At 52.1% G+C, this 13,041-nt stretch carries 15 protein-coding genes; 2 read left to right on the top strand and 13 right to left on the bottom strand.

Features of this window, described 5'->3' with window-relative positions; genetic code table 11:
• Positions 1-45: 45 nt before the first annotated feature.
• Positions 46-615 carry a TetR/AcrR family transcriptional regulator gene (locus tag MKY64_RS12070; RefSeq protein WP_036728785.1) on the bottom strand — a complete coding sequence of 190 codons (570 nt, stop codon included), beginning with the start codon at positions 613-615 and terminating at the stop codon, positions 46-48.
• 208 nt (positions 616-823) lie between these two features.
• Between MKY64_RS12070 and MKY64_RS12075 the strand changes: the two genes are divergently transcribed.
• Positions 824-1,267 carry a DUF4395 domain-containing protein gene (locus tag MKY64_RS12075; RefSeq protein ID WP_339256421.1) on the top strand — a complete coding sequence of 148 codons (444 nt, stop codon included), beginning with the start codon at positions 824-826 and terminating at the stop codon, positions 1,265-1,267.
• Positions 1,268-1,442: 175 nt separating this feature from the next.
• Here the strand turns inward: MKY64_RS12075 and MKY64_RS12080 are convergent, their stop codons facing one another.
• From MKY64_RS12080 to MKY64_RS12110, 7 genes are all read right to left on the bottom strand, one after another.
• Entirely contained in the window at positions 1,443-1,973 is a 531-nt protein-coding gene (locus MKY64_RS12080; RefSeq protein WP_339257469.1) for a hypothetical protein, read from the bottom strand.
• 115 nt (positions 1,974-2,088) lie between these two features.
• Entirely contained in the window at positions 2,089-3,021 is a 933-nt protein-coding gene (locus tag MKY64_RS12085; protein ID WP_209870281.1) for an NAD-dependent epimerase/dehydratase family protein, read from the bottom strand.
• Positions 3,022-3,333: 312 nt separating this feature from the next.
• A complete protein-coding gene (locus tag MKY64_RS12090; protein ID WP_339256418.1) occupies positions 3,334-4,323 on the bottom strand; it encodes an ROK family protein in 990 nt (329 codons plus the stop codon).
• 233 nt (positions 4,324-4,556) lie between these two features.
• A complete protein-coding gene (locus MKY64_RS12095) occupies positions 4,557-5,342 on the bottom strand; it encodes an ABC transporter permease (protein ID WP_339256416.1) in 786 nt (261 codons plus the stop codon).
• An 8-nt stretch (positions 5,343-5,350) separates the two neighbouring features.
• A complete protein-coding gene (locus MKY64_RS12100) occupies positions 5,351-6,145 on the bottom strand; it encodes an ABC transporter permease (protein ID WP_036730060.1) in 795 nt (264 codons plus the stop codon).
• A 70-nt stretch (positions 6,146-6,215) separates the two neighbouring features.
• The gene (locus tag MKY64_RS12105; RefSeq protein WP_339256415.1) at positions 6,216-7,271 is read right to left on the bottom strand and encodes an ABC transporter ATP-binding protein; all 1,056 of its coding nucleotides are present in this window, start codon (positions 7,269-7,271) and stop codon (positions 6,216-6,218) included.
• Between the two features lie 75 nt (positions 7,272-7,346).
• Positions 7,347-8,129, bottom strand: coding sequence for a GTP cyclohydrolase II (locus MKY64_RS12110; RefSeq protein ID WP_340953248.1), 783 nt, complete (start codon positions 8,127-8,129; stop codon positions 7,347-7,349).
• Between the two features lie 160 nt (positions 8,130-8,289).
• Between MKY64_RS12110 and MKY64_RS12115 the strand changes: the two genes are divergently transcribed.
• Positions 8,290-8,616 (top strand): winged helix-turn-helix transcriptional regulator, encoded by a 327-nt coding sequence (locus MKY64_RS12115; protein WP_036728810.1) that lies wholly within the window; start codon positions 8,290-8,292, stop codon positions 8,614-8,616.
• A gap of 96 nt (positions 8,617-8,712) precedes the next feature.
• On the opposite strand, the gene MKY64_RS12120 is transcribed toward MKY64_RS12115, so the two are convergent.
• From MKY64_RS12120 to MKY64_RS12140, 5 genes are all read right to left on the bottom strand, one after another.
• On the bottom strand, positions 8,713-9,594 hold the full coding sequence (locus MKY64_RS12120) for an ABC transporter permease subunit (protein WP_076077863.1): 882 nt from the start codon (positions 9,592-9,594) through the stop codon (positions 8,713-8,715).
• Positions 9,591-10,583, bottom strand: a complete 993-nt coding sequence (locus tag MKY64_RS12125) for an ABC transporter ATP-binding protein (RefSeq protein WP_340953249.1) — start codon at positions 10,581-10,583, stop codon at positions 9,591-9,593. Before MKY64_RS12125 ends, MKY64_RS12120 begins: the two co-directional genes overlap by 4 nt.
• Complete coding sequence (locus tag MKY64_RS12130) at positions 10,580-11,713, bottom strand: hypothetical protein (protein ID WP_339256410.1); 1,134 nt, start codon at positions 11,711-11,713, stop codon at positions 10,580-10,582. Before MKY64_RS12130 ends, MKY64_RS12125 begins: the two co-directional genes overlap by 4 nt.
• A gap of 23 nt (positions 11,714-11,736) precedes the next feature.
• A complete protein-coding gene (locus MKY64_RS12135) occupies positions 11,737-12,252 on the bottom strand; it encodes a sigma-70 family RNA polymerase sigma factor (RefSeq protein WP_036728818.1) in 516 nt (171 codons plus the stop codon).
• Between the two features lie 61 nt (positions 12,253-12,313).
• On the bottom strand, positions 12,314-12,877 hold the full coding sequence (locus MKY64_RS12140) for a TetR/AcrR family transcriptional regulator (RefSeq protein WP_209870267.1): 564 nt from the start codon (positions 12,875-12,877) through the stop codon (positions 12,314-12,316).
• Positions 12,878-13,041 lie beyond the last annotated feature (164 nt).

Genomic DNA, 13,041 nt, shown 5'->3' on the forward strand with positions numbered 1-13,041 from the left:
CTCCTGGTATCTGTGTATATCTCTCTATGATCTTGCGTAATACGGTTAAGCCAGTATTGCCGGAATGCACTCTGCTGCTGCTTCCAGCGGTTGAATATTTCTGCAGGTCAACGCCTGCAGCAGCGCCCCCTCGAACAAGGAGACCACCACCGAAGCTTTGCACTCTGCCGTTTCCTCCTGTACCCCCTCCCGGATCAGACGCTTCGCAATAATATCCTGCCAATCCCTGAAGACACACTGGCAAGCAGTGCGCAGCTCATGGCTGACACAGGAGGTCTCCACGGCTACCCAGAAGCTGAACGGAACCAGTCCTTCAAAAGAGGATTTCTCCGCCTCATTTGCCATAGACATGATGAAATTCTGCACAGCCTGAGCCGGCACCGCTTCACTCTCCATATAATGGCGCAATAAACGGGCTACCTCTTCACTAGTCCGGTTAATGCAGGTCAGGGCCAGCTCCTCTTTGCCGTGGGGAAAATAATAATACAAGGAACCCTTGGGCGATTCGCTGTCTTTAATGATCTGATTCAGTCCGGTAGCATGGTACCCCTGTGTAAAAAACAACCTGGAAGCCGTATCCACAATGGCTTCGCGTGCATTAGGCTTGTTCGACAAGCTCTACACTTCCTTATCTTGACGATCCAACCATTATAACAATTGGTCTACATAATAAAACCACAAAAAAACTCCTCCTGTCAATGGATAATAATATTAAATTTTAATTTTCACTGTTGGTTCATAAGACTTAAGGATTGCCACACATCCGTTCTGTCGCTATAATCGAATTAAAATTAATTATTCCAATGTGAAAGGTGTGATTATAATGAGTCAAAAGCCTACAATGCAGGGAATTCCCCGCCCGCTAGTGAAGCTCAATCAGGCCTTCATTGTCATATCTGTATTACTGGCCTTGCTCACAGGTCTCCACTGGATTCTCGCCTTCCCGCTTGCCGCCGGATTATCAGGTCTAATCTTCGGATATCATCCCGTCATCAGGCTATGCAGCCCGCTGCTGACGAAGCCGCGCTCCGCCTATGTGCTTGAAGACCCGGAGCAGCAGCAATTCAACCAGAAGATTGCCGTCTTCTGTCTGGCGGGCGGACTGGTCAGCTTTCTGGCCGGCTGGACAATTGCCGGATATATCTTCACCATGATGGTCGGAATCGCAGCAACGGTTGCCATTCTCGGCTTCTGCATCGGCTGCTTCATTCATTATCAGTGGAGAATGTACACTTACAGACGCAAGCAGGCCGAGCTTCACAAATAATCCGGGATTTCCTTCCTGCTGCTTACCTCTACCCCTTGTCACAGAACAGGCCAGCCAGTCCTTGCAGCAGTAGAACACTACTGTCAAGGCTTGGCTGGCCTGCGCCCCCATCCATATTAAGAATCAGGCCCTGGGAAGCGCCTGCCGGAATGAGACGGACTAAGGTGTAGCCCGTTCAGCGTTCCCTGCCTGCCACATCCCAGCGGTGACGGAACTTCTCGAGGCGCGGATGGACCTCAGCCGGCGCTTCGGAGAGCAGCAGACGCAGCTTGACGATCCACTCCTCGAAGGAGGAGAAGGAGGCGAACAGATTCGCCATATCTGGAGTCAGATAGAGAAAATACGGCGCGGGGTAAATGTCGCTGATATGACGCAGTGCCGAATCCAGCGGGGTATACTTCTTACGCTTACCTTCGAGGCTCTCTACGGTGATGAAGGACTGTCCCTGCTCTTTTTTCCACGCATGCAGCCGGTCATCCCGCTTATACCAGGCCTTCACCGGCTCCTTCGTCATCCGCCGGACGGTTTCTTCATGCAGCGGGTAGAGCACCAGCTTCGTGAACTTGCGCTCCACTGCCGTCTCCGCCGCCTTAAGCAGCTCCATATCCGATATATGCTCGAACGAATCATAGAAGATCAGCGTTCCCTTACGCTCACTGGCTGGCGGGTCATAGCCATAAGGCATATGTTGTATGTCACGTGTCATCATATTACCTCCCGTGTATTACTGCCTATAGCATATCATGCTACCCGGGACGGCGTACAATTCTGCAAGCTTGTCATGAAAAAGCACTGCTGCTCATTTCCCTTGGCTTCATCCGCTAACCCAGCTCTTCACGGAACCATTCTATGGTTTCCCTAATGGCCCTCTTATACGATGTCGGATTGTATTCGGGGAACCGCATCATGAATTTATTATCATTCAGCAGAAGCGGATACTCGAATTCGTATAGAAGCTCATGGAATTCGCTTATTTCCTTATTGAACACACCGGCTAATCCGACTGCCCAGCTCGGCACCGCACAGCACTTTCCCGGACTGCCAGCCGCATGGTGGATATTCATCAGAAATTGCCGCCCCTCAATAGCTCCGGAGCCGGACACATGCCACTCCCCCTGCTCACCGCTCTCCGCCAGCAATACAGCTGCTCTGGCCGCATCCCGGATATAGACCAGATCATGCGGAACGTCCAGCTTCACCGGCCACTTAATCGTCTTCGCCTGGAGGGCTCCGCTAAAGATCGGTCCGAATAAGCGGTTCGTGACATTGGGACCGTAGTAATTCGGATATCGCGGAATCACGTAACGGAATCCCCGCCGTTCAGCCTCCGTCTTCAGCAGCTCCTCCAGTTGATTCCGCAGCTTCCCCTTGCGGGTTCGTGCCTCCTTCGGATGGCGTTCATCCGCCGGAAGATATTGGAGCTTGCCGTAACCGTAGATATTGCCCGGAAATACCAGGGTCTGGCCGGACTTAAGCTGACGGGTTACCCGCTCCAGCGCCTCTGGCATGACAGAGTACCAATCCTGATACGGTACATTAAGGCAGAAATAGACGGTTGTTACCCCATTCAGTGCTTCAGCAAGCACCTTCTCATTCCTTACATCTACTGCCGCCAGGGTCAACAGCGGGCCTCTCAGCCTGTGTAAAGCCTGGCTGGAACGGTGGTAGGTAGCCTTCACCAGTCTGCCCCGTGACAGTAATTCTTGTGTGATGGAATGGCCCAGACCGCCATTGCCTCCAATTACGAGATTCATAACATTAACGGCTCCTTAACGAACGCATGAATACCTTCAGCAAGCTGCATGACGGTCCATTCAATCTGCCCGTGAGTATGGTTCGCAGTCATGATGAACCGGAATATCCATGTTGCTTCCTCAAGAGATGCAGGATATATATACCAGTAAATATGCCACTGTACCCAGTATACCGCCTTCAAGTTCCTGTATTCATTGGGTTAATTTGACGATTAATGTCGATTTCAAGCTTTTATATGGACATATGGTGAATTATTGAAAATCAATAGTTTTGCATCAGGCAGGTGCGGCCAGTAGCACGCGAATTTCCGCTCAATTAGAATGGTCTAGTTGTACATGCTTTTGTTTCTGATAAGCATATACAGCCGCACCCAGCGTACCTGCACGGCTGCCCAGTTCAGCCTGAACAATCCGGCACCGGCTTGCGGACAGCTTCAGCGCATGGGCATTTACAGTATCGCGGACACTGTTCAGGAGACGGTCTCCTGCTGCGGCCATGCCGCCCCCGATAATAACCAGCTCCGGGTTCAGCAGATTAATCACATTCGCCAGCCCGTATCCCAGCAGCTCCCCCGTCTCATGCATAACCTCAATGGCCAAGGGGTCTCCAAGATCATAAGCCTCTGAGATCATCTGCGCCGTAATCTGCTTCTGGGTCTGCTTGGTCCAGGTCTGAATCAGGCTGACCCTACCTGCCTCCAGCTTCTCCTTGAAGGTATTCACCATCCCCACCGCAGATACATACCTCCCCAGGCATCCAGAGCTTCCGCAGCGGCAGGGACGTCCCTGCCGGTACATATTCATATGCCCGATTTCACCTGCGCTGAAGGTTGTCCCATACAGCACCTTGCCGTCATGAACCATCCCGGAGCCGAGACCGGTCCCGAGTGTGAGCAGTATCAGATGCTTATGCCCTTGTCCGGCACCATGGTGCCATTCTCCGTAGAGATTAACCCGCACATCGTTATCTATGTAGACCTCGAAGTCGTAGTAAGGCTTCATTTCGTTGACCACATGGACCTGCTCCCAGCCGGGAAAATTCGGTGAGAAGACCGACAGGCCCTCCTCCGGGTCGAGCAGACCAGGGATTCCCATTCCCATACAGGCAATCTGCGACTCGTAAATTCCGCTTCCTGCACTTAGCTGTGTAACAGCAAGCCTGATCCGCTCCAGCACATGTGCCGGACCCTTCTGCGCTTCTGTGGGTATCGACAACTCCTCCAGGGCTGTGAAATGCTTATCAAAAAGGCCTGCCTTGATATTGGTTCCGCCCAGGTCAATGCCGACTATGTATTTATCCATTCTGTCCCATCCTTCTTTCCCTATTAGAATGCTGTACCTCTCTTCTCTTATTATGCGCTTTCAGCATTTAGATAAGTAGCATTTTCCGAGCATCTGGATAGTACGTTTCACTTGAAAGCGAACATCCTGCGGATAGCGATTGCTGTTATTTTATTGACAAAGAGGGCTGCCCCGGCAGCCAATTCAGAAGCTGCGGGACAACCCTCACTGTATATCTATTTCATTCCATTCTCTTAAGAACCGGCACCCTTGTACCGCTTGACGCCGAAGCTCCAGGCCATCAGGCCGATGCTGAGGAAGACCACGCCGACCAGCGGGGTCAGCAGGGCCATCGTCCGCATCTCATCGCGGTGCAGGAACAAGGCTGCCGGATAGATCCCGACAAAAGCAAACGGGATAATCCAGGTAAGCAGCACCTGAATCGCCCGGTTGTAGATCGTTACCGGATAACGTCCGTACGTCTGGATGTTATACATCAGCGGCAGAATGCCTGTAGGCGCATCCGAATAGAACGACAACGAGGTCAGTGTCGTATAGATCCCTGTATAAATGGCTACAGCGCTGAGCGTCAGAATAATCAGCATCGGCAGGGTCCACCATTCAAACGGCAGGCCCAGATTGCTGCCGCTGATCGCCATGACAATCAGCCCGATGAAGGAGCCGAACAGGGATGGCGGGTCCACATTCTCCAGGAAGATCTGGAACAGGTTATGTGCCGGACGGGTCAGGATGCGGTCCATTTCGCCTTTGACAATATACCGCTCACTGAAGCCCCACATATTGACGAAGCAGCTGAACACGCCGAACGGAACCATGAAGAAGCCGTAGACGAACACCACTTCGTTCTGATTCCAGCCGCCCAGGCTGTCAGTATGCATGAAGATGACCAGGATGAAGATAAAGTTCGTCGCCTGGAACAGCAGGTCGGAGATGACCTCCACCCAGAAATCCGCGCGGTAGGTTAACCGTGTTTTCATATAATTCTTCAGGTATTCAATCAATAAGTCCAGGTAGTACATAGCTCAGCTTAACCCCCCTGCACGAACAGCCGCTGACGCGCTGCGTGATTTAGCCAGACAATCGGAATGAGCAGAATCAGGAACCAGATGACCTGGATACCCAGCACATTCCAGATGCCCACCCCCTGCACACGGCCTGTAAATACAGAGCCCGGCAGATAGGTAATCGCTTGGAAGGGAAGTACCTTAAGCACGGAGGACAACCAGTCCGGGAATAAGGTAATCGGCACAATCAGCCCCGAGAACAGATCCACGACCACACGCTTCATGCGCATCATCCCCTCATTGTTCTCCACGAAGAAGGCAGACAGGCCTGTGATAATATTAATCTGCGAGCTGATCAGGAAGCTGAAGAACAGCATGACCAGGAACCCGGCCCAAGCCGAAGGCTCCGTAGGAAGCTGTACCGGAAACAGCAGAATGGCAATCACCATGCCCGGGATCATCAGCATCATGAAGCGGAACAGGCCTTCGCCGAGGCCCTGCATCATTTTGACCAGAACATAATTATAAGGCCGGATGAACTGGATCGCGATGCTTCCGTCACGGATATCCGTGGAGATCTCCCGGTCCAGATTATTGAAGTAGAAGGCACGCGCCATCCAGGACACCGCCACATACGTGGTCATCTGAGCCCCGGTAAAGCCGCCGAGCGATTCACCATCGCCATAGATCGCTCTCCAGGTGAAATAGTTCACCCCGATATTGAGCGTGTAGATCAGAATCCCCGAATAGTAATTCACCCGGTAAGCAAGCATCGTCAGGAACCGGATACGGATAAAATCAAAATAAGCGCCAAGCAGCAGCCTCCGCCCATTCTCCCCGGAACCGCCCCGAGAACCTCCGGAGGAGGGAACTGCCGTTGCCAGCTTCTCAGACATGGATAACCTCTTTCTCATCGCTGAGAGCGGCGATCCGCTCCTCCGGCTTCTCTGCCGAGCCTGACTGATAAATACTGCGGACGATGTCATCCGTGTTTGTTTCGATGATTTTGATATCTGTAATATCGGCCTGTCCGACGACCCGGCCCAGCACATCCGATACATTCAACTCCAGCGGAATCCAGACCTTGGCCGCCAGCTCATTCTCTGCGGTCCAGGTCACCGGCATGCCTTCCGTCCAGCCGATCAACTGCTGCAGCTTCGTGGCCGTTCCGAACTGGAACTGCACCTCACGCCCGGTTCCCCAGCGCTGCTTCAGATCATCCAGACCTCCGTCATAGATAATCCGCCCGTCATCCAGCATGATGACCCGCGAACAGAGCGCTTCGATATCCTGCAGATCATGAGTCGTCAGCAGGATGGTTGTGCCATGCTCCCGGTTCATATCCTTCAGGAATTCGCGGATCTCCGATTTCACAACAATATCCAGTCCAATCGTGGGTTCATCCAGGAACAAAATGGACGGATTGTGCAGCAGTGCCGCTACAAGCTCGCAGCGCATACGCTGGCCCAGGCTTAATTTGCGGACCGGACGGTTCAGCAGATCCTGAAGCTCCAGGCGTTCCACCAGCTCATCCAGCCGTTTTTTGAAGTCCTGCTCCGGCACCCGGTATACCTTGCGCAGCAGCTGGAATGATTCAATCACGCCGATATCCCACCAGAGCTGGCTGCGCTGTCCGAAAACAACGCCGATGTTCTGCACGAACTTCTCGCGCTCCTCGTACGGCACGAAGCCGCCGACAGTCAGACTGCCGGCGGTAGGGACAAGAATTCCGGTAAGCATTTTGATCGTAGTGGACTTCCCTGCCCCGTTCTCCCCAATATATCCGCAGATTTCACCTTCGGGAATGCTGAACGAGATGTCCTTCACTGCTGTTACTTCGGAATATTGCCGCTTAAACAAATCAGCGAAGGCCCCTTTGAGGCCCTCGCGGTTTTTTTGGACTTTGAAGGTCTTGCGCAAGTCCTGCACTTGTATAGCATTCATAGGTTACCTCACTAAGCTAAGTATTGGGTTCAGTACCCCATTATAATGGAACGGATGCATATCCGTCCAGCCTGCTTATTTAGCCACTCTTCCCTCAAAAAACTCTGCACCCGGCACAGCCTCCAGATGTCCGGAACGGGCCACCTTGGTCCGCAGGTACTTCTCATTGAAGGCCGATACGTCGCCCCATAGCGGCACCCGCTTCACTGTATTCATGCCGGCAGCCCGTAGTGCTTCCAGCTTCTTCGGATTGTTGGTGATCAGAGTCACAGGATGGCTGCGCAAATGCTGAAGCACGCTGATCGCATCTGTGTAATCTCTGGAATCATCGGCGAACCCCAGCTCCAGATTGGCCTCTACTGTATCATACCCTTCTTCCTGAAGAAGATATGCCATTGCTTTGCTGAACAGGCCAATGCCTCTTCCTTCATGATTCGCCAGATAAAAGAGTGCCCCGGCGCCATGCTGGGCAATCATCTTCATCGACTGGTGCAGCTGGAAGCCGCAATCGCAGCGCTTGCTGCCGAAGATATCCCCGGTATGGCAAATGCTGTGCATCCGGATCAGCGCATCCTCGGAATGCTCGAAATCTCCGTAGACCAGGACACTGGACTGCTGTCCATCCGCAAGCTTCATCGATGACAACCGGCTGATGAGCAGCTCGGTAGCCTCCTTACCTTCAGCGCGCTGAAGCTCTTCGTCCGTCACATTCAGCCAGCTGTACCATTTGAAGGTGATCGTCTCCCCGTCCAGATTGACAGGCAGGGTAATAGGTCCGACCAATATATTCGTGGAGTTTTCCATAGGAATCCGGTTGATTTTGTTCTGTAGTATAGATAGGATATCTGGGTTGATCATAAGAGCACCGTCCTAAAAGTTTGATAGCGTACGCTTCTTAGTAACTATTTGTAAGTTAGTTTATCATTGTAATATAACTTCGTCAAGTTATAATATATATTTAAATATTTATAATTACTTATTGTAAGTTTATGATATAATGAATGCTGAGGTGATCCTTATGAATGATTTTGAGATGTGCCCCCGGTTTGAGAAAGCTGTGGATGTGCTGAGTAAGCGGTGGGTCGCCCTGATCGTATTTGTCCTGATGGATGGTCCGCGGCGGTTCGGGGAAATCGAGCATTGCTTGTCCAACCTTAGCGGCAAGGTCTTGTCAGACCGATTAAAGGAAATGGAGACTGAGGGGATCATACAGCGCACTGTATATCCTGAGATGCCCGTACGAATTGAATATTCGTTAACCGATAAAGGTACGGCCCTGGCTCCCATTCTTGGAGAAATCGGTAACTGGTCTACGGATTGGATCGAGATCGGCGTGACCAAATGATTTCCGCACGGCACGCGAAGCAGCGCCCTTGAAGCTCCTGAACAGGAACCTTCGGGGCGCTGCTTTGTTTGATTTTATAATAAGCATGGTCGATTCCTACAGATCCTTACGCTGAAAGCGCAGAAGCCCCAGCCCAAAGATAACCACAGTGTAGATCGCAGCGTATACGACAAAGGTATTAGACGGAAATGAATTGAAATTCATCAGACTAAGCGCCCCGCTATCCATCGATAACATACCATTCATATCCTGTAAGCTGAACAGCTCGACAGTCATTCGGCGCTGCAAGGTATCTGCGGGCATAATCATCGAGATCATTCCGGTCAGATTATTCAGCACCTTCAGTCCGTCGTCCTCCAGTCTCAGCGAACCGCTAAGCTTATCTACCATCCCTCCGAGAAATCCCGCCCCGTAGAGCATTGTCATGAACACACCGTTGCCAAGCGCCGAGAATAGTCCTGAACCCAGCATGGATACGGAGATTAACAAGGGAACTACAGAGGCGAACAGCAGGAATGACTTCGCAAGCACGACTGCATCTCTGGGAACATTCGCGTGGGCACTTGTAATCAGCAGAATTGCAGTGAACAGAATGAGGGCATAGATCGTTCCCAGCGTGACAAAGCCCAGCCAGCGGCCAAGATACCATTTCCAGCGCGGCAGCGGCCGGGGTAACAGAGCCTGCATGACCCCCTGCTCCGCTTCACCAGCAATCACCGAGAAAGAGCTGAAGATCGCCAGAAAGGCAATAACGAACGCGCCGAAGAAGAAGCCCAGACTCAGAATAAAAGCGCCGTTCATGTACTGCATGAACAACCCGCTGCCATTTCCCAGCGTTCCGGCCCCTTGATCGTTCGTTCCTACGGTATCGGCCACAAACCAGAAGGCAATCAGGAACACCAGGGTAAGCAGGAGGGTTAGCAGCATCACTTTTTTGCGCAGCATTTCTTTCCAGGTCATTGCTAATATGGTTCTCATTCCTTCTCCCCCCTATGACTGAGCCCGGCTACCGCATCCATGAACCAGTCCTCCAGCCGTTCAGTCTGGCGGCTTACCTGGTACAGCGTCATCCCTTGCTCCACCATCAGCCCGTTCAGCCAGCCTGCCTGTTCCTCATGATCCAGCTCCGCCTCCAGCCACACGACGCTTGAATCTGACTCCTCCTGTGCCGGATCATAGCCCGATTTACCCGCCGCAGGCACGGATTCCCGGATGGATAGCCCTGTATGCTCATTAAGCCAGGACAGCAAAAAAGGCGTGTATCCGCCCACTTTGAAATGCCAGCTTGTCCGTTTGTTCAGCATCTCCGCTACTTTGCCGTGCCGCAGGACCGCTCCGTTACTCAGCAGAGCCATCCGGTCGCACAGCACTTCAACATCCTCAAGTAAATGAGAGTTGAGAAAAATAGTAATTCCCCGGTCCTTCAGCCGCTGCAGAATCTTCCGCACTTCCATTCTCCCGATGGGATCAAGGGCTGAAGAGGGTTCATCCAGGAACAGAATCTCCGGGTCATTCACCAGCGCACACGCAAGACCCAGCCGCTGCTGCATTCCCTTGGAATAATGCTTAACCCGGTCCCTTCCGCGCAGCCCGATACCTACCTCCTGCAAGAGGTGAGGGATTCTCTGATCCATGACGGATTTCGGAATCCGGCACAGCTTGGCATGAAGCCTGACCACCTCTTCACCGGTCAGCCAATCCTGGTAGCGGTACAGCTCCGGCAGATAGCCAATTTTCATTTTGGCTTCCATAGAGCCCAGCGGATGGCCCAGGATGGAAGCCTGGCCGCCTGTTGGTGAGATGAGTCCAACCAGCATTTTGACAAAAGTACTCTTACCGGCACCGTTGGGGCCGAGGAAGCCGAAGGCTTCCCCTTTCCCCACAGTCAGAGTAACATCCCGGCAACCGCGCCCGTTCGGATAAGCTTTGGTCAAGGCGTTCGCATCAATCGCAGGGATACTGCTCATTGTGTGATCAACTCCTGTACCTTCTGAATGAACTGCTCGCGCTCAGGATAGATATCTCCGCCGCTAAGCTGCAGAAGCTGCCCCTTCTGCACCCAGACAGCCGTATAGCTGTTGCCGTTACTGAACTTCATTTCAGTAAGAATGACCGGCGTACCAGCCACCGTAATCTGTTCATCATGATTGCCCTTAATCAGCGGCATCGGCAGATCGCCGGACAAAATCCGGCTCTTCTGCAGACTGCTTCGCAGATTGTCGGGAATCAGCGGGAAGTTCACAACGGCATCAATCGCTTCGTCCAGATCCACAGAAGGATCTACGGTAACGACAGGTGTGTTCATCTGTGACAAGGCTCCCCAGTGCTGATCGCTGCCCAGATCGTAGTTCACCTGCTCGGGGATATGAAGCGTAATCGGCTTGCCATCTACAGATGCAGGCAGCAGATTGTCCGAGCCCAGGCGTTTCAGTGCCTTGTTCACTTCATCCACCTTCAGGTTCAGTGTGATATCATGGGACCCGCTGACCTGAACAAACTTGACTGAATCCATAACGGACCCCTTCAGCGGCTCGTAGCCCAGCAAGCCTTGGATATCCTTGAGCGGAACATTCTCCTTCATCTCACCATTGGTGATGGAGATGTCACCGAAGGCCTCAAGGGATTGCTCAATATTGCCATTGCCATTGCCATTCTGAATTATCTGATAGAACATATCCCGCAGATCGCCTTCTTCAACAACAGTAGCCTCCTGCATCTTGAACTGGTTCAGCAAGGCTGCCATGGCTGTATTCCCTACCGGAGTAGCCAGAATTGCTGCGAAAATCGCTACGCCCGCTGCCGCAGCGGCCCACTTGCGGCTGCGGCTCATCATAGGCCGGCGTGACTTCCGCCCTGTATTCTGCACTGGCTCCGCTGCTGCAAGGTTACCCGCCTTAGCTGCCTGAAGCACAACATCTGCTTCCGGTTCTGTTCTATCTGATCTATCAGCCTTGACAGTCTGTTCCTCTATAGGGGTCTCTTGCTTGCCCCATGTAGCCCACACCGGATTGACCGGCTCGTCTCCCAGCTTCTCCTGTAATTTAGCCCAGGCTTCATCTGTGCTCTGGGGCTGTATCTGCCCGTTTGCTCTATTCATGGTTTCTTTCCTCCCGGATCTCATTATTCTTGCGGAATGGATTTCACCGCATGGTGTTTCAGTTTGGCTGTCGCCCGGCTTAACAGGGTTCCGACTACTGGCGGCTTCACTCCCAGCTCCCCGGCGATCTCTGCATAGCTGTAGCCCGAATACTTAAGCAGCAGGGCCTGCCGGTCCCGTTCGGGAAGATCCTCCAGCCAGCTCCGCACATCTTCCTGATCCAGCTTGCTGAGGACTACTTCTTCCCCCGTAGGAGCAGAAGCACCCGCATCATATAACAGCTCCTGCTTATTGATCAGACGCCGCTCTCTCACCCGCTGGTTCAGATAATCATATCCGATCCGTGTTAGCACTCTATGCAGCCACGCCCCCAGAGCCGCGGGATCATCCGGCGGATTTCTGTAGAGTCTGATAAAAACCTCCTGCGCCAGATCATCGGCAGCACTCTCGTCCCTCACAAGTGCCGCCAGCTTGCGCCGCACACTCGGGTAATGCTCATAAAAGATTAATTTGTATGGGTCTGATTCCGGAATATTCATTAGGTAAATCCTCCTTATCCGCTGCAGCTATAAGTAAGACGAAGGTTAAGGCGGATTTGTATCACCTTGCCTCAAGATTTCTCTCCAGCAAGTTCCCGATCCGCTGCGCCATTACGTCTGGAGGGAGCGGCTGTCCATTCTTGAACCACCATTCCACTACACCAACGATCGCCGATCCCAGAAACTGGATGTCCACGTTTCTGATGTTGGCTGAATCCTTGTCGCTCCCTCCAGACAGGCTGTTATCCTTCTCCAGCTCGCCGAGGAAGAATTCAAGAAACCGCCCGCGGAAAAACACGCTGCCTTTACTCCCCAGCAAAACAGAGAAGAACATCGAATGCGTCTCAAAATATTCAAACCACACCAATCCCATTTCGGTATATCCGGCGGCATCGTCTGAACTTTCGCAGATTTCGCGTATATTGCTGATATGCTCTTCTATGAGCTTGTCCAGAAGATCAAATTTATCTGTGTAGTGAAGATAAAGGGTTCTACGGCTGACATCCGCTCTATCAGCAATGTCCTGTATTGTAATTTGATCAAAATCCTTTTCCAGCATGAGCTCAATAACAGCCTTTTTTAGGGCTTCCTGGGACTTGCGTATTCTCCGGTCGATCTTTAACACTCTATCCTCACCAGCTTTCCTGCAGATTACTGCACAATTCCGTTGAAGTCGTGAATTAATGCACAGAATCAGGCTTTTTAAGACTTGTATCGATTCTTGTTCTGCTTATTATTATACATACATGCTTATTAATTCACGACTGTGCATTTAAAGGAGAATATTAT

It is taken from the genome of Paenibacillus sp. FSL R7-0210 (assembly GCF_038009085.1).
GTDB classification, from domain to species: Bacteria; Bacillota; Bacilli; order Paenibacillales; family Paenibacillaceae; genus Paenibacillus_AQ; species Paenibacillus_AQ silagei.